The 18,327-nt window shown below is 66.8% G+C and carries 18 protein-coding genes and 1 pseudogene; 6 read left to right on the top strand and 13 right to left on the bottom strand.

The genetic code is table 11. The features are described 5' to 3' along the window. The 3 genes and pseudogenes from H3O04_RS24150 to H3O04_RS24140 form a co-directional block, all read right to left on the bottom strand. A pseudogene (locus tag H3O04_RS24150) lies at nt 1-118 on the bottom strand (molybdate ABC transporter permease subunit); the annotation flags it as partial. A gap of 10 nt (nt 119-128) precedes the next feature. Beyond that, nucleotides 129-923: a molybdate ABC transporter substrate-binding protein gene (gene modA / locus H3O04_RS24145; protein WP_202588589.1), complete on the bottom strand. Its 795-nt coding sequence runs from the start codon at nt 921-923 to the stop codon at nt 129-131. A gap of 128 nt (nt 924-1,051) precedes the next feature. Beyond that, entirely contained in the window at nt 1,052-1,750 is a 699-nt protein-coding gene (locus H3O04_RS24140) for a phosphatase PAP2 family protein (protein WP_006479453.1), read from the bottom strand. A 259-nt stretch (nt 1,751-2,009) separates the two neighbouring features. Here H3O04_RS24140 and H3O04_RS24135 point away from each other — a divergent pair, with 259 nt between their 5' ends. Both H3O04_RS24135 and H3O04_RS24130 read left to right on the top strand, forming a co-directional pair. Further along, entirely contained in the window at nt 2,010-3,107 is a 1,098-nt protein-coding gene (locus H3O04_RS24135; RefSeq protein WP_023474416.1) for an extracellular catalytic domain type 1 short-chain-length polyhydroxyalkanoate depolymerase, read from the top strand. An 80-nt stretch (nt 3,108-3,187) separates the two neighbouring features. Continuing rightward, complete coding sequence (locus H3O04_RS24130; protein ID WP_011548159.1) at nt 3,188-3,364, top strand: DUF3563 family protein; 177 nt, start codon at nt 3,188-3,190, stop codon at nt 3,362-3,364. Between the two features lie 115 nt (nt 3,365-3,479). Here H3O04_RS24130 and H3O04_RS24125 read toward each other — a convergent pair whose 3' ends face one another. From H3O04_RS24125 to H3O04_RS24105, 5 genes are all read right to left on the bottom strand, one after another. Then, a complete protein-coding gene (locus H3O04_RS24125) occupies nt 3,480-3,899 on the bottom strand; it encodes an organic hydroperoxide resistance protein (protein ID WP_006479451.1) in 420 nt (139 codons plus the stop codon). A gap of 156 nt (nt 3,900-4,055) precedes the next feature. Then, on the bottom strand, nt 4,056-4,508 hold the full coding sequence (locus H3O04_RS24120; RefSeq protein ID WP_006479449.1) for a MarR family winged helix-turn-helix transcriptional regulator: 453 nt from the start codon (nt 4,506-4,508) through the stop codon (nt 4,056-4,058). Between the two features lie 186 nt (nt 4,509-4,694). Continuing rightward, nucleotides 4,695-5,504, bottom strand: a complete 810-nt coding sequence (locus H3O04_RS24115; protein ID WP_202588588.1) for a BPSS1780 family membrane protein — start codon at nt 5,502-5,504, stop codon at nt 4,695-4,697. Continuing rightward, nucleotides 5,495-6,493 carry a homoserine kinase gene (locus tag H3O04_RS24110; RefSeq protein WP_006479447.1) on the bottom strand — a complete coding sequence of 333 codons (999 nt, stop codon included), beginning with the start codon at nt 6,491-6,493 and terminating at the stop codon, nt 5,495-5,497. The genes H3O04_RS24115 and H3O04_RS24110 overlap by 10 nt, the downstream gene beginning before the upstream one ends. Before the next feature lie 99 nt (nt 6,494-6,592). After that, on the bottom strand, nt 6,593-6,988 hold the full coding sequence (locus H3O04_RS24105) for a hypothetical protein (RefSeq protein WP_006479446.1): 396 nt from the start codon (nt 6,986-6,988) through the stop codon (nt 6,593-6,595). A gap of 129 nt (nt 6,989-7,117) precedes the next feature. Here H3O04_RS24105 and H3O04_RS24100 point away from each other — a divergent pair, with 129 nt between their 5' ends. Beyond that, entirely contained in the window at nt 7,118-8,644 is a 1,527-nt protein-coding gene (locus H3O04_RS24100) for an AMP nucleosidase (protein WP_011548157.1), read from the top strand. A gap of 45 nt (nt 8,645-8,689) precedes the next feature. Here H3O04_RS24100 and H3O04_RS24095 read toward each other — a convergent pair whose 3' ends face one another. The 3 genes from H3O04_RS24095 to H3O04_RS24085 are packed head-to-tail and all read right to left on the bottom strand — an operon-like array spanning nt 8,690 to nt 10,994. After that, nucleotides 8,690-9,661, bottom strand: a complete 972-nt coding sequence (locus H3O04_RS24095; protein WP_202588587.1) for an aldo/keto reductase — start codon at nt 9,659-9,661, stop codon at nt 8,690-8,692. Nucleotides 9,662-9,687: 26 nt separating this feature from the next. Continuing rightward, a complete protein-coding gene (locus H3O04_RS24090; protein WP_124476643.1) occupies nt 9,688-10,491 on the bottom strand; it encodes an SDR family NAD(P)-dependent oxidoreductase in 804 nt (267 codons plus the stop codon). Nucleotides 10,492-10,532: 41 nt separating this feature from the next. Beyond that, the gene (locus tag H3O04_RS24085; protein ID WP_034175293.1) at nt 10,533-10,994 is read right to left on the bottom strand and encodes a cupin domain-containing protein; all 462 of its coding nucleotides are present in this window, start codon (nt 10,992-10,994) and stop codon (nt 10,533-10,535) included. A gap of 164 nt (nt 10,995-11,158) precedes the next feature. On the opposite strand from H3O04_RS24085, the gene H3O04_RS24080 reads away from it, so the two are divergent. Further along, on the top strand, nt 11,159-12,091 hold the full coding sequence (locus H3O04_RS24080; protein WP_006479441.1) for a LysR family transcriptional regulator: 933 nt from the start codon (nt 11,159-11,161) through the stop codon (nt 12,089-12,091). A 170-nt stretch (nt 12,092-12,261) separates the two neighbouring features. On the opposite strand, the gene H3O04_RS24075 is transcribed toward H3O04_RS24080, so the two are convergent. Then, complete coding sequence (locus H3O04_RS24075) at nt 12,262-12,549, bottom strand: hypothetical protein (protein ID WP_034174880.1); 288 nt, start codon at nt 12,547-12,549, stop codon at nt 12,262-12,264. Nucleotides 12,550-12,930: 381 nt separating this feature from the next. Then, nucleotides 12,931-13,689, bottom strand: a complete 759-nt coding sequence (locus H3O04_RS24070) for a TIGR00730 family Rossman fold protein (RefSeq protein ID WP_006479437.1) — start codon at nt 13,687-13,689, stop codon at nt 12,931-12,933. 1 nt (nt 13,690) lies between these two features. Here H3O04_RS24070 and polA point away from each other — a divergent pair, with 1 nt between their 5' ends. Together polA and H3O04_RS24060 are read left to right on the top strand one after the other, a co-directional pair. Continuing rightward, a complete protein-coding gene (gene polA / locus H3O04_RS24065) occupies nt 13,691-16,444 on the top strand; it encodes a DNA polymerase I (RefSeq protein ID WP_034174879.1) in 2,754 nt (917 codons plus the stop codon). Between the two features lie 277 nt (nt 16,445-16,721). Continuing rightward, on the top strand, nt 16,722-18,056 hold the full coding sequence (locus H3O04_RS24060) for an NAD(P)/FAD-dependent oxidoreductase (RefSeq protein WP_006479436.1): 1,335 nt from the start codon (nt 16,722-16,724) through the stop codon (nt 18,054-18,056). The last annotated feature ends 271 nt before the right edge of the window (nt 18,057-18,327 follow it).

Here is an 18,327-nt window from a genome sequence, read left to right as displayed (position 1 = left end):
GCGGCGAGCGCCAGCGCGCGAGCACGAACGCGGCCGCGACGCCGAGCACGATGTCGAGCGCGGTCGCCCAGCCGGCAACCTTCAGCGACAGCAGCAGCGGGACCCAGGCGTCTTGCATCGCGATAAGCTCACTTGGCGGGCTTGAAGCCGAACGTCGACAGCACGGCCTGGCCCTGCGGCGACGCGACGAAATCGATGAACGACTGCGCTTGCGCGGCGTGGCGGCTGTCCTTGACCACGGCGATCGGGTAGGTGATGGCCGTCTGGGTCGGCACCGTCAGCGCGACTTTCACGCGGCCCGGCATGATCGCGGCGTCGGTGCCGAACACGAAGCCCGCGTCGACCTCGCCGCGCGCGACGTAGTCGAGGCTCTGGCGCACGTTGGCGGCCAGCACGCCCTTCGCGCTGACGGCGTCCCACACGCCGGCCGCGCGCAGCGCACCCTCGGTGTAGCGGCCGACCGGCACCGAGGCCGGGTCGCCGTACGCGATGCGCTTCACGCCGGGCGCGGTCAGGTCGTTCAGCGACGTCGGCGCGGCCGCGCGGCTGTCCGCCGGCACGATCAGCACCAGCGAATTCGCGGCGAAATCGCGGCGCGTGCCGGGCACGATCACCTTTTCGCTCACCGCGCGATCCATCGCCTTCTGGTCGGCCGACGCGAACACGTCGGCCGGCGCGCCCTTGGCGATCTGCTGCATCAGCACGTCCGATGCGCCGAAGTTGAACAGCACCCTGGTGTCCGGATGCTGCTTCTCGTACGCGTCGCCGACGGCCTTGAATGCGTTCGTCAGGCTGGCGGCGGCCGACACGACCAGTTCGTCGGCGGCGGAAGCGGGCGCGCTGAACGCGAACCCGGCGGCAAGCGTGGCGATCGGCAGCAGGCGAAGCAGGGTGCGGCGAAGCGGACGGACGGTTGAGCGCATGGTGGATTCGTTTTGAACGGGTAGAAACCGTAATCGTAATATAGGGCGGGTTATAACGCTCGGCATACTGCGCATGCGACGGTGCGCATGAAATGGTCAGACGTGGGAAGGGCTGGCCGGGCGGGCCGTCACGCGTGAAGCGTAGGCGGCGCCGACTCGGTGCGCTGCAGCGACGACGGCTGCGACGCGGGATGGTAGTTCGGGTTGGCCTTCCAGCGCGCCCGGACGAACGGACGCTCGTGTCCCGACAGTTCCAGCGCGACCTTGGTGACCCAGCGGTGCGACGGCACCGTGAGGCCGTGCAGCGCCACGGTGACGAGCGCGAGGCTCGCGACGACCGCCGGCACCGACCAGCGGTGCGGCACCGCCCGCCACGAGCCGGCGATGAACGCGAGCGCGGCGATTGCCCCGACGATGCAGCCGGTGATCGATTCCGACGGCGAATGCGCGTCGAGCGCGACGCGCGACACGCCGACCGCGACGCCGGCCGCCAGCCCGAGCGCGATGCCGGCGATCCGCACCGGCGTGCGCGTGCGGATCAGCGCGAGGAAAATCGCGACCGGATACACCGATGTCGACAGCATCGCATGCCCGCTGAAGCCGGTGAAATCCCACGCGCGAATGCCGATGCCCCAGCCGAGGAACGCGATCTTCGTGAGCGCCACCACGCCGATCGCGGCCGCGAGCACGCCGAGCCACGCGGCCGCGCGCCGCCACGAGTAGCCGAGCGCGAGCCAGACGGCAATCGTGATCGCGAGCGGCAAGGTCAGCCCGGCGCCGCCGAACGCGGTGATCATGATCCACAGGTGAGAAGGCAGGTCGAACATCGGGAAGGGGAAGAACGAAGGCGGGGAGAATGCTTAAATCAACGCGCGAGCCGGGAAGAACGACTACAACGGATACAAGCGGCGAAGCCCCAGTATAGCGCCGCGTCCGCATGAGGCCCGTTTTTTGCGCCGCCGGCCACGACCGGCGTGCAGGAAAAATCCTGGAAACAATGTTATGGTGCATTGCACAAAGTCGAACGATGCATCCGTTGTGGCGCTCTCATGGCGCCCCTATTTTTCCTGACTGCGAGCCCGATCGATGACCAAAAGTCTGACCAAAGTGTGGCTGGGCGGCATGAAACGCATGCTGTCCCCGACCGCCAAGCGCGCGGCGCGCGATGCCCAGCGCATCACACGCGACGCACTCGAGGCCGCGGCCTCAGATCTGTCCCCGCCGCGCGAATCGCGCGTGCGGCCGCGCGCCGCCGCATGGGCGGCAGGCGAGTGGACGCGGGGCGAACATCCGATGACACCCGCGCTCGGCCGCCTCGTCCAGAATCTCGCATACGGGCTCTACATACCGCCCGGCCGCCGGCGTGGCGCGATGCCGCTGGTCGTGATGCTGCACGGCTGCCAGCAGTCCGTCGACGAATTCGCGCAGGGCACCCGGATGAACCTGCTGGCCGACAAGCACGGTTTCGCGGTGCTGTATCCGGAACAGTCGCTGCGCGCGCATACGCACGGTTGCTGGCACTGGTATGAAGACACCGATCGCGCGGGGCGCGGCGAGGCGGACACGGTGGCGTCCCTGGTCGACGCGCTGGTCGACGAACATGGCTTCGACGCGTCGCGTGTTTACGTCGCGGGGCTGTCGGCCGGTGCGGGGCTTGCGTCGCTTCTTGCACTGCACCATCCGGACCGCTTCGCCGCGGTCGCGCTGCACTCGGGCCCCGCGCTCGGCGAGGCGAATTCCGGCATCACCGCGATGGACGTGATGCGGCGGGGCTTGAGGCAGAACCCGGCCGCGGCGGTCGATGCGCTGGTCGATGCCGGCGCCTATCCGGGCATGCCCGCGCTGATCGTCCAGGGTGACGGCGATCATGTCGTCGCGCCGAAGAATGCCGATCAGCTGACCGTGCAGTTCATGCGCCTGAACGGGCTCGCCGACAGCCGAGGCGCGCTGCGCGGCGGCGAGCGGGTCGAGACGCGCGAAACGGGCGCACAGATCACCGACGTGTGCCGCGACGGCGAGCCGGTGGTGCGGCTGTGTCACGTGAAGGGGCTCGATCATGCGTGGGCCGGCGGCGACGAAGCCGTGCCGTTTCACGCGGCGGTCGGCCCCGACGCCAGCGCAATGATCTGGGCTTTTTTCGAAACCCGTCGCCGCACTGTGGCGACCGAACGACGCATCGTCTGATCGACACTGGTCAAAGCCTAGGGTTTTCCCTATAATTCGGGAAAACCCTAGTCCAGAACCTTTGAATAGCGAGATCGATCATGTACCTGCTGAGCCACCTCTTCCTGATGCTGACCAAGAACGCTGACAAGGCCGCGAAAGAGCGCGCCGACGCGTATCTGGCCGAAGCCACCGACATCTACGACCTCGAATTCCGCATGCGCAAGATCGATCGCGACGCGGCAATGAACCGCCCGTATTCGATCGGCGCGCGCTAAGCGGCGCACGCGGGCCTGCCGGCCCGCCATTTCGATGCATCGCGCAAAAGGGCGCCTGCGGCACCATGCCGCACGCGCCCTTTTTGTATTTCCTGAGCCCTGAACCTGTGCCGCGTCAGACGACCGTCAGGCGCACCGGCACGTTGTTGCGCGTGGCGTTCGAATACGGGCACACGTGGTGCGCCTTGTCGACCAGCACTTGCGCGTCGTTCTTGTCGAGCCCCGGCAGCGACACGCGCAGCTCGATGTCGAGCCCGAAGCCGCCTGCGTCGTTCGGGCCGATGCCTACTTCCGCCGTGACTTGCGTATCGGCCGGCAGCGTCTGCTTGTTCTGGCCCGCGACGAATTTCATCGCACTCAGGAAACAGGCCGAGTAACCTGCGGCGAACAGTTGCTCCGGATTCGTGCCTTCCGCGCCCGTGCCACCGAGTTCACGCGGCGCGGCCAGTTTCACTTCCAGCTTGTTGTCAGCGGATACCGCGCGGCCGTCGCGGCCGCCCGTGCTTGTGGCGCTGGTCTTGTACAGAATGTTCATCGTGCAGCTCCTGTCGGGAAGAGAGGGGAACAGCGGTCCGGTCGGACGGAATGTCGCCGGCCATGGACAAAATATAGAACACAAATCATTAGTGTGCAAATGAAATTTTGAAGAAAAACCCGGCAGCAGCGGGCAGGTCGGTTCATGCCGGGCGTGTCAGCGTTCGTTGGCCACCGACAGCGCATCGCGCAGCTGCTGGAGATCGGCGCGCAGCCTGATCAGGAATTCGGGTGTCTGTTGCATCGCGCAAAAGAGGTCGGCGGGCACCGAGCGCGCGCGATCCTTCAGCGCCCGGCCTTCCGGCGTCACGCGAACGTTGACGACGCGTTCGTCGGCCGCGCTGCGTACGCGCTCCACGTAGCCGAGCGCTTCCAGCCGCTTGAGCAGCGGCGTGACCGTGGCCGGGTCCAGGTCGAGCCGCGCGGCGATGTCCTTCACGGCCATGTCGTCGCGCTCCCACAGCACGAGCATCGCGAGATATTGGGGATAGGTCAGCGACAGCTTGTCGAGCAGCGGCTTGTACGCCTTCGTCATCGCGTGCGAAGTCGAATAAAGCGCGAAGCACAGTTGCTCGTCGAGCGTCTGGGGCAGCGGAGGCAGGCGGTCCATGGTTCGGGAGGCGCGGCAATGCGCGAACGATTTGTACGCAAATTATTTTGCGCGCAAAAGATCGCGTTGAACAGGGCCGACCAGAGGCGGTCGATACGAGAAAGGGGAGAGATCAGGTGCGCGCCGGGGACGACCCGGCGCGGAAACTGCGTGACGGCCGGCGCCATGCGCCGGTCAGGAGACGGTTCAGCGGCCCGACATCGTCGTCGTCGCGCCCGGTTCCTGCACGCCGAAGCAGCCGCGATAGGTCGCGTAGAACGAGCAGTACAGCATCGTGACGATGATGATCGTCACCGGCATCATGATCGTCAGCGCGTACGCGCCGGCGCCGAGCGCCTGCAGCAGCAGCGACAGCGCGAGCGACGTGCCGAGCGCGACGGCGAACCACAGCACGCCGTATACGGCGAACGCGCCGCGATTGCGCCAGCAGCTGACGACGCTGAAGAACAGCGCCTTCGCCGGCGGGACGTCATGCCATGCGACCAGTACCGGCGCGAACCAGAACAGCATCGCGACCGGCAGATAGAGCAGCGTCGCGAAGAACAGCGCGCCGAGCGTGCCTTGCGCGGCGAGCGTCTCGGGCGTCGTGTTCGCTTCGTCGGCTGCGCCCATCATCACGTGGAACAGCGCGCCGCCGTCGGCGAACGACGAAGCGGCGAACACGAGCACCATCGACGCGACGTAGATCACGCCGAGCACGAGCAGCCGCTGGGTCGCGACGGTGCCGTACGAGCGAAAGCCGTCGACGAGGATCGTCGGCATCACCGTCTTGCCGGCCACCGTGTCGCGGCACGCTGCCATGAAGCCGACCGCGATGCCGGGAATGAACACCAGCGGCAGCGCGGAGCCGATCACCGGCACCATCGACACCAGCGTGATCGCGAGCAGGTACGTGAAGAACAGCGTGATGAACGCGAGCGGATTCCGGCGGAACAGCCAGATGCCTTGACGGAACCAGACATAGCCCGTTTTCGCGGGCACTTCGATCAGTTGCATGCGGTTTGGATCTCGGGAAGCGCGGGCGTATGCGCGATACGCTCACGCAGGATGCGTTCGAAATGGCCGGGGTCGTGCGGCTTGAGCATCTCGGCCGCGCGCGGCAGGTAGAAGTCGTACAGGCGCGACACCCAGAAGCGGTACGCGCCGGCGCGCAGCATGTCGCTCCAGTGGCGGCGCTCTGCGGCCGTGAACGGCCGCACGGTCTGGTACGCGCGCAGCAGCGCATCGGCGCGCGCGACGTCGAGCACACCGGTCGCGAGGTCGACGCACCAGTCGTTGACGGTGACCGCGACGTCGAACAGCCACTTGTCGCAGCCCGCGAAATAGAAGTCGAAGAAGCCGCCGAGCCGCACGTCGTGGCCGGTGCCGGGCGCCGCATGGGCGAACAGCACGTTATCGCGGAACAGGTCGCAATGGCATGGGCCGGCCGGCAGCGCTGCGTAGTCGTCCGACGCGAAGAAACCGGCCTGGTGCGCGAGCTCGCCTTCGAGCAGCGCGCGTTGCGCGTCCGTGATGAACGGCACGATCGCCGGCACGTTCTCCTGCCACCACGGCAGGCTGCGCAGGTTCGGCTGGTTGCGCGGATAGTCGCGGCCCGCGAGGTGCAGGCGCGCGAGCATCTGTCCGACCTCGATGCAGTGTTCGACCCCGGGCGCGAGTTCGGCCGCGCCGTCGAGCTTCGTGACGATCGCGGCAGGCTTGCCGTGCAGCTCGCCGAACAGCGCGCCGTCGTCGCGCGGGATCGGGTCCGGCACCGGCACGCCGTGGGCGGCCAGATGACGCATCAGGTCGAGGTAGAACGGCAGCTGCTGCGCGGTGAGCTTTTCGAAGATCGTGAGGACGTATTCGCCGCGCGTCGTCGTCAGGAAGAAATTGCTGTTTTCGATACCGGACGGAATGCCGCGGAACGCAAGCACGTCGCCCAGTTCGTAGTGGCGCATCCATTGCGCGAGATCGGAGTCGGAAACAGCGGTGAAAACGGCCATGCGGGATGCGTCAGGTCAGGGTGTCGGCACGCGGGCGGCGTGCAGCGCGACAGCAGGTGAAGGGGCGGCGCGGCGCGGTGGGCGCGCCGCGCCACGGAATCAGTAGCGCAGGTTCAGCGACGGCAGGCGTGTGATCGGGATGCCCGCGTCGTGCGGCTTCGGCGACGTGTCGGGCGTGGAGCTCATCTGGTAGCGCGTGCCGAAGTTCGACTTCACGTCGATCTCGACCGGCTTGCCGCGGTCGCGGTACTCGGTGACTTCGGTGCCGTTCTTGCTCTTTTCGTGGAAGCTCGGCGTGCGGCGGATGTCGGCGAAGTCCACTTTCGACGTGACTTCGGCGCCCGGCCGGTTGATCTTGCGGAGATCGGGCAGGCCGGCGGCTTCGTTGGCCTCGGCCCGGGCCTGCGCGTCGGCGTCAGGCGTGCCGCCGGCGGCGTGAGCGACGCTGGCGGCGGCAAACGCGACGGCAGCGGCGACGAAAATGAGCGGCTTCATGATGAGTCTCCAGTGAACCCACCGATTTTAGCAAATACTGCGCGCCATCCGGCCCCTCCGTGCGCAGGGGCGGCCATAAAGGCGACCGGGTTCCGTGGTAATGTCGTCGGATCAGACGAGGTGATGAAAATGAAGAACGATTTGAGCCGCCGGCACCGTGTGCTGTCGCCCGAAAGCCCGTCGGTCGAGGCTTTCGACGATCCGATCGCCGCCGTCGCGCGGTTGTCCGCCATTTACGACACGAATACGGGCTTCCTGCGCGACGCGTTCGCGCGCTATCGCCGCCACGAAGCGATTACCGAGCACGTGCGCGCATGCTATCCGTTCGTGCGGATTCGCACCGACGTCAACACGCACGTCGATTCGCGCCGCTCGTACGGCTTCGTCGCGGGCCCCGGCGTATTCGAGACGACGGTCACGCGCCCCGATCTCTTCGCGAACTACTACCGAGAGCAACTGCGTTTGCTGGCGAAGAACCACCATGTCAAGATCGAGATCGGCGTGTCGTCGCAGCCGATTCCGATTCATTTCGCGTTTCCGGAAGGCATCCATCTTGAGGGCGAGCTCGATCGCGACCGCCTGCTCGCGATGCGCGACATCTTCGATACGCCCGACCTGTCGTATCTCGACGACCGCATCGTCAACGGCACGTTCGAGCCGGCGCCGGGCGAGCCGCATCCGCTCGCGCTGTTCACGGCCGCGCGCGTCGACTTCTCGCTGCATCGGCTGCGCCACTACACGGCGACGTCGCCCACGCATTTCCAGAACTACGTGCTCTACACGAACTACCAGTTCTACATCGACGAGTTCGTGAAGCTCGGCCGCACGATGATGACGGAAAGCGACGATCCCGAGGTGCGCGCGTATCGCAGCGAGTACAGCGCGTTCGTCGAGCCGGGCGACGTCGTCACGTACAACGCGAACCTCGGCGGCGAGCCGGCCGAGGGCACCGCGCCGCCGCGCCTGCCGCAGATGCCCGCGTATCACCTGAAGCGCGCGGACGGCAGCGGGATCACGATGGTCAACATCGGCGTCGGCCCGTCGAACGCGAAGACGATCACCGATCACATCGCGGTGCTGCGTCCGCACGCGTGGGTGATGCTCGGTCACTGCGCGGGGCTGCGCAACACGCAGCGCCTCGGCGACTACGTGCTCGCGCACGGTTACGTGCGGGAAGATCACGTGCTCGACGCCGACCTGCCGCTGTGGGTGCCGATCCCGGCGCTGGCCGAAGTGCAGCTCGCGCTCGAGCGCGGCGTGGCCGAGGTCACTCGGCTGGAGGGCGTGGAGCTGAAGCGCGTGATGCGCACGGGCACCGTCGCGAGCGTCGACAACCGCAACTGGGAGCTGCGCGACCATCGCGAGCCCGTGCAGCGGCTGTCGCAGAGCCGCGCGATTGCGCTCGACATGGAAAGCGCGACGATCGCCGCGAACGGCTTCCGCTTCCGGGTGCCGTACGGCACGCTGCTGTGCGTATCGGACAAGCCGCTGCACGGCGAGTTGAAGCTGCCGGGCATGGCCGACACGTTCTATCGCGGGCAGGTCGACCAGCATCTGCAGATCGGCGTGAAGGCGATGGAGATCCTGCGCACGAACGGGCTCGACAAGCTGCATAGCCGGAAGCTGCGGAGTTTTGCGGAAGTGGCGTTTCAGTGACGTGATCGCCGGCCCGGTTGCGAAACCGGGCCGGCGGCGCCACGCTTACCATTGCGCCGGTTCGATCGTCCGGTCGAACGCCGCTTCGAGCGACGTGGTTTCGTGCGCGTCGAGCGTCAGGTCGAGTGCCGCGAGCGCATCGGTCATGTGATGCGGTTTCGACAATCCGATGATCGGCGCGGTGACGCCGGCGCGCCGCAACGCCCAGGCGAGCGCGACGCGGGCGGGAGGCATGCCGCGCGCCTGCGCTGCCAGCCGGACTGCTTCGACGGTCGCGGCGACCGCGTCGCGGCCGTCGTACCAGGACACCATCTGCTGATCGGTCGCGGCCCGCGTCGTCTGCTCGCCGCGCGTGCCAGCCAGCAATCCGCGGCCGAGCGGAGACCACGGCGTGTACGCGATGCCTTCGTCGATGCACAGCGGCAGCATGTCGCGCTCGTCCTCCCGGCAGATCAGACTGTACTGGCTCTGCATCGACACGAACCGTGCGAGACCGTGATGCTGCTGGAAGGCGAGCATCTTCATGAATTGCCACGCGTGCATCGACGATGCCCCGAGATAGCGGACCTTGCCGCTCCTCACGATGGTGTCGAGCGCATCGAGCGTTTCTTCGATTGGCGTATCCGGATCGAACCGATGGACGATGTAAAGATCGACGTAATCGGTCCCGAGGCGCTGCAGCGACGCGTCGATGCTTGCGAGCAGATGCTTGCGCGACAGCCCGCGCGCATTCGGCCCGTCGCCGGTCGGAAAGAATGCCTTGGTTCCGATCACCACGTCGTCGCGCGTCGCGAAGTCGCGCAGCGCGCGGCCGAGAATGCGTTCGCTTTCCCCGCCCGAATAGATGTCGGCCGTATCGAAGAACGTCACGCCTGCGTCGAGCGCCGCGCGGATGGACGGGCGCGCCACGTCCTCGGTCACGACCCACGGCCGCCACGACGGATGGCCGTAGGTCATGCAGCCCAAGCACAGCTTCGATACCTTCAGCCCGGACGTTCCCAGTCTCACGTACTCCATCGGTTCGATCTCCGTTGGGGCGCCGGTCAGCGCATGCCGCCAATCGTGTAGCCGCCGTCGACGAGGATCGATTCGCCGGTCACGAAGCGTGCTTCGTCGCTGCAGAGCCAGACGACTGCATCCGCAACGTCTTCCGGGGTACCGATCCGCCGGGCCGGCGTGAACGCGGCGAACGGGCGAAACATCTCGTCGTCGCCGAAGCGGCGCGCCATCGGCGTATCGATGATGCCCGGGTTCACATTGTTGATCCGGATGCCGTGCGGGCCGCCTTCGAGCGCGACCGCGCGCACCAGCGCATCGAGCGCGCCCTTGCTCGCGGAATAGGTCGACGAGCCGGCCAGCGCGCCTTTCGCGAGCCATGACGACGTGTTGACGATCGCGCCGTCGCCGTGCGCGAGCATCGCCTCCATTTCGTATTTGATCGACAGCCACGTGCCCTTGAGATTGGTGGCGATCACGTGGTCGAAGTCGGCCTCGGTCTGTTCCACGATCGGTGCGAACGTGCCTTCGGTGCCGGCATTGTTGAAGGCCGCATGCAACGCGCCGTAGCGCCTGATCGTCGTGTCGACGAGTGCGCGCACGCCATCGGCTGAGCCGACGTCGACGGTCACCGCGAACGCTTCGCCGCCGCGTTCGACAATCGCCCGGACGGTTTCGTCGAGCGGCGCCGCACGCCGCCCGGCGACGACGACGCGGGCGCCGTCCCGCGCGAACGCGAGCGCGGCCGCCCGGCCGATACCGGTGCCGCCGCCGGTGACGAGCGCGACGCGACCGTCGAGCCGGGGCCGCATGGTGGCGGACGGGGTTGATAAGATGCGCGAATCGGACATGATGTGCAGTGCTCCGTGTGAAGATGAAATGCGCCGGCCGCTCAGTCTTCGCCGTCCGCAACCGTCAGCGGTGTGCCGGGCGTGCCCGCATAGAACACGATCAGCTCGGCGGTTTCGTCGCCGGTCTCGCCGCGATGGGCGCCGCCGACCATTTCCGGCACCACGTCGCCGGGGCCGAGCTTCAGCCGCTTGCCGTCGCTTCGGCGCACGGCGGTCAGGTGGCCCGACAGCACGTAGCCGATGTTGATCGACGGATGCGTATGCCACGGCAGGACGGCGTGCGGCGGGATGCGGTAGCGTACGACCGTCACCTCCGGTCGAGCCGTCGGATAGGCGCGGTAGGGCGAGCCGTCCCACGCGCGCATCGTTTGCAGCAGCACCGTCTCGACGGCGCGGGCGGGTGCACCGGTCTGCTGCGCGAGCGCGGGCGTCGTCGTACCGACGACGATCGATGCGGCCGCGACGGCGGCCCGGAAGGTGACGGAAACCCAGCGCAGTTTCATGATGAGCGGCCCGTACGGGCTGATCGTTGAAGACGGCGCCATTGTGCGAAGCGGAACGGCACGCGACTAGCGCCGGACCGGTTGAAACCGATTCAACTTGACGGCGCGGCAGCGCGGCGCCATGGACGAATGCCCGGGCAGGCCCGGCTCGACAGGAGCATCGAATGGATCGTTTGAAGGCGCTGACGGTGTTCGTCCGCGTCGCGGTCGCGGGCGGCATCAGCGCGGGCGCTCGCGAACTCGCCATGACGCCGCAGGCGGCCAGCAAGCAGGTCGCTGCGCTGGAGGCGTTGCTGAATGTTCGGTTGTTCCAGCGTTCGACGCACCGGATTGCGCTGACGGTCGAGGGCGAGCGCCTGCTCGCGCAGTGCCGCGGTGCTGTCGGCGAACTGGAAACCGCGCTGCGCATGCTCGACGACGATCGCGTGCACGCGGTCGGCACGCTGCGCGTCGCGGCACCTTACTCGCTGGCGCGGCGGTTTCTCGCGCCGTTGCTCGGCGAGTTCTGCGACCAGCATCCGGGCATGACCGCCGAGCTGGTCGTCAGCGACGACATGGCCGACATCGTCGAGCAGCGAATAGACCTCGCCGTGCGGACCGGCGATCTGCCCGACAGCGGGCTGATCGCGCGGCGCATCGCCGAGCTGCAACTGGTCGTTTGCGCGGCGCCCGCGTATTTGCGCCGCCATGGCGCGCCGCAGACGATCGACGCATTGCGCGACCATCGTTGCACCGCGTTCCTGTACCCGCGCACGGGCAAGCCGTTTCCGTGGGAATTCCTCGTCGACGGTCGGGTCGACACCCGCCAGATCGACCCGTTCATCGCGACCAACGACATCGACGCGGAGCTCGATACGGTGCTCAGCGGTGCCGCGATCGGCCAGTTTTTCGGCTATTCGGTTCACGAGCACGTCCGTGAAGGGCGGCTCGTGCCGCTGCTGACCCGGCACGTCACCTGTCGATACGGTCTCTACCTGTGCATGCCACAGCGCGAGCATCTGCCGCGCAGAAACCGTTTGCTGATGGATTTCCTGGTCGCCCGGCTAGGCGCGCATCCCGACCTCGCGCCGCTTTCGTTCGCTCACGCGCATGCGTGACGGGTGCTTCGTCGACCGCGAGCGTGGCGGCTGACGCCGGTTTCGTCCGGCCGGGGCGCTTCGGCGTAGAGGCAGCGTTCGTGGTGCGTTGTGCAAAGCGGCAAGGCCGCCCGGCACCGAAGTGCGCGGGCGGCCTTGCGGGTCGAACGGCCGTGCTGTGTTTGGGGCACTCAGCACTCGCCCTTCTTCGCGTGCCCCGGCGGGCAGTGATAGCCGCCACGACCGTGATGACGCTCGCGATCTTCCCACTCGCGGCGTTCCCAGTAGCGGCGGCCGTCCCAGTAGCGGTCGCCGTGCCAGCCGACGATCACCGGCGCGGGGGCGACCACGACGGGCGCGGGGGCGACGACGACCGGCGCGGGCGTGCCGATGTTGACGTCGACGTTGACGGCGTGAGCGAGGCCGGACAGCGAAAGGCCGAGGCCGGCGAAAGCGAGGGCGATCAGCGAGCGTTGCATGTTCTTTTCCGTGGTGTGGTGATGAATGGGCCGACGCGACGCGATGGAAGCGAGGGGGACCGTTCCACCGGGGGAACGCCGCGCCGACACGATGCAGTGTGCTGCGGCACGACGGAAAAGGCGAGTCGTGATTATTACGGAGGATTGGCGGCGCGCAGGCACGCGAGGGGCCACCCATTTGACATTGGCGGGCCGCTGGTGCGGCCGATTCCGCCGCATCGTGCAGCGCCGGCTGCGGGCATTTGACATTCGACCGCGCACGGCGGCGAACAGGTATTAACAGCGCGTTACAAAGTCACGCCCGGCGAGCCGCCGGAGCGCACTGTCCGTTGCATGAAAAGCACGACAGCGGGCGCTCGGCCGGCTGTCGTCACTGACCGGTTACAGATAGAACATCCGGTCTTCTTCCGGGCGCGGCGGATGATCGTCCTCGTCCGAACCTTCTTCCTCGCCGCTGTCCTCGTAGAACGCGAGCACCGCGTCGAGCACCTGGTCGGGATCGTCGATCACCTGCATCAGATCCATGTCTTCCGGATTGATCAGGCCCATCGGAATCAGTTGATCGCGGAACCATTGCAGCAGCCCCTGCCAGAACTCGCTGCCGACGAGGATGATCGGCACGAGGCGCGATTTCTTCGTCTGGATCAGCGTGAGTACTTCGGACAGTTCGTCGAGCGTGCCGAAGCCGCCCGGCATCACGATCACCGCATCCGAGTTCTTCACGAACGTGACCTTGCGCGTGAAGAAGTGGCGGAAGCGCAGCGAGATGTCCTGGTAGTGGTTGCCGGCCTGTTCGTGCGGCAGCTCGATGTTCAGGCCGACCGACGGCGCCTTGCCGGCGTGCGCGCCCTTGTTCGCGGCTTCCATGATGCCGGGGCCGCCGCCGGAGATCACCGCGAAGCCGGCGTCCGACAGCTTGCGCGCGATCTGCACGGCCAGCTTGTAGTGCGGCGTGTCGGGTTTGAGGCGGGCAGAACCGTAGATGCTGACAGCCGGGCGGATCTCCGACAGGTACTCGGTCGCCTCGATAAACTCTGCCATAATCGTGAACATCTGCCACGATGCGCGCGCCTTCTTGGCCGTCGCGCGCTCTTGATCTGCGAGCGAACGCAGACTCGGAATCACTTTTCTCTTGTTCATAATGCCTGAAGAACGAAATCTGGAAGGTAAGACCCTGCTATTGGTTGACGGTTCGAGCTATCTGTATCGGGCTTACCATGCGATGCCTGATTTGCGTGGCCCTGGCGGGGAGCCGACCGGAGCGCTCTACGGAATCATCAACATGCTGCGCCGTATGCGCAAGGAAGTCAGTGCAGAGTATAGCGCTTGCGTGTTCGATGCAAAGGGCAAGACGTTCCGCGACGACCTTTATGCCGACTATAAGGCAAACCGTCCGTCGATGCCGCCCGATCTCGCCTTGCAGGTCGAGCCGATCCACGGCGCCGTGCGCGCGCTCGGCTGGCCGCTGCTGATGGTCGAGGGCGTCGAGGCCGACGACGTGATCGGCACGCTCGCGCGCGAAGCGGAGCGGCACGGGATGAACGTGATCGTGTCGACCGGCGACAAGGATCTCGCGCAGCTCGTGACCGAGCGCGTCACGCTCGTCAACACGATGACCAACGAGACGCTCGACCGCGACGGCGTGATCGCGAAGTTCGGCGTGCCGCCCGAGCGCATCATCGACTATCTCGCGCTGATCGGCGACACCGTCGACAACGTGCCGGGCGTCGAGAAGTGCGGGCCGAAGACGGCCGTGAAATGGCTGACGCAATACGACACCCTCGACGGCGTGATCGAACACGCGGCCGACATCAAGGGCGTGGTCGGCGACAACCTGCGCCGCGCGCTCGATTTCCTGCCGCTCGGCCGCCAGCTCGTGACCGTCGATACGTCGTGCGATCTCACGCCGCATCTCGAATCGATCGAAGCCTCGCTGAAGAGCGACGGCGAGGCGCGCGACCTGCTGCGCGACATCTTCGCGCGCTACGGCTTCAAGACCTGGCTGCGCGAAGTCGACAGCGCGCCTGCGGAAGGCGGGGGCGCCGATGCGCCGGAAGGCGAGCCGGCTCCAGTGATCGCAGCCGACGTCGTGCGCGAATACGAAACGATCCAGACCTGGGAACAGTTCGACGCGTGGTTCGCGAAAATCGACGCGGCCGCGCTGACCGCGTTCGATACCGAGACCACCGCGCTCGATCCGATGCTCGCGCGGCTCGTCGGCCTGTCGTTCTCGGTCGAGCCGGGCAAGGCAGCCTACCTGCCGGTCGCGCACCGCGGCCCCGACATGCCCGAGCAGCTTCCGCTCGACGAAGTGCTCGCGCGCCTGAAACCGTGGCTCGAATCGGCCGATCGCAAGAAGGTCGGCCAGCACCTGAAGTACGACGCGCAGGTGCTCGCGAACTACGACATCGCGCTGAACGGCATCGAGCACGACACGCTGCTCGAATCGTACGTGGTCGAATCGCACCGCACGCACGACATGGACAGCCTCGCGTTGCGTCATCTGGGCGTCAAGACGATCAAGTACGAGGACGTGGCGGGCAAGGGCGCGAAGCAGATCGGTTTCGACGAAGTGGCGCTCGCGCAGGCCGCCGAATACGCAGCCGAAGATGCCGACATCACGCTGCAGCTTCACCACGCGCTGTATCCGCAGGTCGCACGCGAGCCGGGCCTCGAGCGCGTGTACCGCGAGATCGAGATGCCGGTGTCGCTCGTGCTGCGCAAGATGGAGCGCACGGGCGTGCTGATCGACGATGCGCGTCTGCACGCGCAGAGCACCGAAATCGCGACGCGCCTGATCGAGCTCGAGGGCGAGGCGTACGAACTGGCGGGCGGCGAATTCAATCTCGGCTCGCCGAAGCAGATCGGGCAGATCTTCTTCGAGAAGCTGCAGTTGCCGGTCGTGAAGAAGACGCCGAGCGGCGCGCCGTCGACCGACGAGGAAGTGCTGCAGAAGCTGGCCGAGGACTACCCGCTGCCGAAGCTGCTGCTCGAGCATCGCGGGCTGTCGAAGCTGAAGTCGACCTATACCGACAAGCTGCCGCGCATGGTGAACCCCACCACCGGCCGCGTGCACACGAACTATGCGCAGGCCGTCGCGGTCACGGGCCGCCTTGCGTCGAACGATCCCAATCTTCAGAACATTCCGGTGCGCACGGCCGAAGGGCGGCGCATCCGCGAGGCGTTCATCGCGTCGCCGGGCCACCGGATCGTGTCGGCCGACTATTCGCAGATCGAACTGCGGATCATGGCGCACATCTCGGGCGACGCGTCGCTGCTGCGCGCGTTCTCGCAGGGCGAGGACATCCATCGCGCGACGGCTGCCGAGGTATTCGGCGTGACGCCGCTGGAGGTCAATTCCGATCAACGCCGGATCGCGAAGGTGATCAACTTCGGGCTCATCTATGGGATGAGCGCGTTCGGGCTCGCATCGAATCTCGGCATCACGCGCGATGCGGCGAAGCTCTATATCGACCGCTATTTCGCCCGCTATCCGGGCGTCGCGCAGTACATGGAAGATACGCGCGCGACCGCGAAGGAGAAGGGTTACGTCGAAACCGTTTTCGGTCGCCGTCTCTGGCTGCCCGAGATCAACGGCGGCAACGGTCCGCGCCGTCAGGCGGCCGAGCGTGCGGCCATCAATGCACCGATGCAGGGCACGGCGGCCGACCTGATCAAGCTGTCGATGATCGCGGTGGACGACTGGCTCACGCGCGACCGGCTCGCATCGCGAATGATCATGCAGGTGCACGATGAACTGGTGCTCGAGGTGCCCGAAGGCGAGCTGTCGCTCGTGCGCGAGAAATTGCCGGAAATGATGTGCGGCGTCGCGAAGCTGAAGGTGCCGTTGGTCGCCGAAGTGGGCGCCGGCGCGAACTGGGAAGAGGCACACTGACGCACCCCCGGCCAGTTCCCCGTTCCCGCGGCATATTGTTGCAGGGATGCTGAATATCGAGATGGTTTGCTTGTGGTCAACGCGCAAGCTCCCGGACAATGCATGTCAGTCATGTCATTGACGTGGGGCGCGCGCCCCGCGTTCCGGATCGGACGCATCGAAGTGCTTCGAACTGCACATCGATGATGTCCGAACCGGTTAATCCACCGGGCGGCGCGGGTGCATCGCGTTTGCTTCATCCGGCGGCAGCAGTTTCGAATCGCAAAGGGGGAATCAGATGCATCGGATCATCATCGTAGGCGGAGGTGCCGGCGGCCTGGAACTGGCGACGCGGCTCGGCGACCGTTACGGCGCGCGCGGCAATCGTCCCGCGCGTGCGCTCGTCACGCTCGTCGACCGCAATCCGACGCACATCTGGAAACCATTGCTGCACGAGGTCGCAGCCGGCAGCATGGACCCGTTCACACAGGAGCTCGAATATGCGGCGCAGGCGCGCTGGCACGGCTTCGAGTTCCAGCAGGGCGAGCTGACCGGGCTCGACCGTGCGGCGAAGCGCGTCACGCTGTCGCCCCTCAACGACAGCGACGGCGCGGAGCTGCTGCCGGCGCGCGAGCTGGAATACGACACGCTCGTGATCGCGATCGGCAGCACGACGCACTTCTTCGGCGTGCAGGGCGCGCCGGAAAACGCGATCGCGCTCGATACGGTCGGGGAGGCCGAACGCTTCCGCAAGCGCTTGATCGCGGCATGCATGCGCGCCGAGCATCAGGCGCCGGCGCCGAGCGTGCCAGGCGAGTCGGCCGAGCCGCGCATCCAGGTCGTGATCGTCGGCGGCGGCGCGACGGGCGTCGAATTGTCCGCGGAACTGCGCAATACCGCACAGGTGCTGTCCGTGTACGGGCTGCACAAGCTCGATCCCCGCCATGACGTCGGCATCGTGCTGATCGAATCGGGGCCGCGGATCCTGCCGGCACTCCAGGAGCGCGTGTCGGCGGCGACGGCCGAACTGCTCGAGAAGCTCGGCGTGCGGCTGATGCTCAGCGAGCGCGTGACCGAGGTGGCGCCCGGATTCGTGCATACCGCGAGCGGCAAGGCGGTGCGCGCCGACCTGACGGTCTGGGCGGCCGGCATCAAGGCGCCGTCCGTGCTCTCGCATCTCGACGGTCTCCAGGTCAACAAGCTCGGTCAGCTCGACGTGCGCCGCACGCTGCAGACCTTCACCGACGACAACGTGTTCGCACTCGGCGATTGCGCGGCCTGCGCATGGCCGGGCAATGAACGCAACGTGCCGCCGCGTGCGCAGGCGGCGCACCAGCAGGCGAGCTTCCTGCTGAAGGCGATCAGCTGCCGGCTCGAAGGGCGCCCGCTGCCCGAGTTCACGTATCGCGATTTCGGTTCGCTCGTGTCGCTCGGCCACTTCAGCGCGGTCGGCAACCTGATGGGCGGGCTGATCGGCGGCAACATGCTGATCGAAGGGCTGTTCGCACGCTTCATGTACATGTCGCTGTACCGGCTGCACATCGCGGCGCTGCACGGTTATCCGCGGATGATGCTCGACACGGTCGCGCACTGGCTGCGGCGCACGACGCTGCCGCGCGTCAAGCTGCACTGATCGCGTACTCGCATACTTGCGTGTGGAGCGGGCGGGAATGCGCATGTCGTGCGTGTTCGCCGCCCGTTTTTCTTTTCGGTTCGCAACGATTCGGTCGCGCGACGATTCTCGATACGCGCCACCGCACGCGGACTCGGCAGGCGGCCGGCGGGCTGTCGCGCGATGATCGATTCGATTGCCGCCACGCGTCGTAATCGAGTCTTACACATCTGACAGTTGACGCGACAACGGATTATTGGGCATCTTGTCCGGGTTTTCGTTTGCGGCGGGG

It is taken from the genome of Burkholderia sp. KCJ3K979, from assembly GCF_016759955.1.
GTDB classification, from domain to species: Bacteria; Pseudomonadota; Gammaproteobacteria; order Burkholderiales; family Burkholderiaceae; genus Burkholderia; species Burkholderia orbicola.
This window is presented reverse-complemented; position numbering and strand designations above follow the sequence as displayed.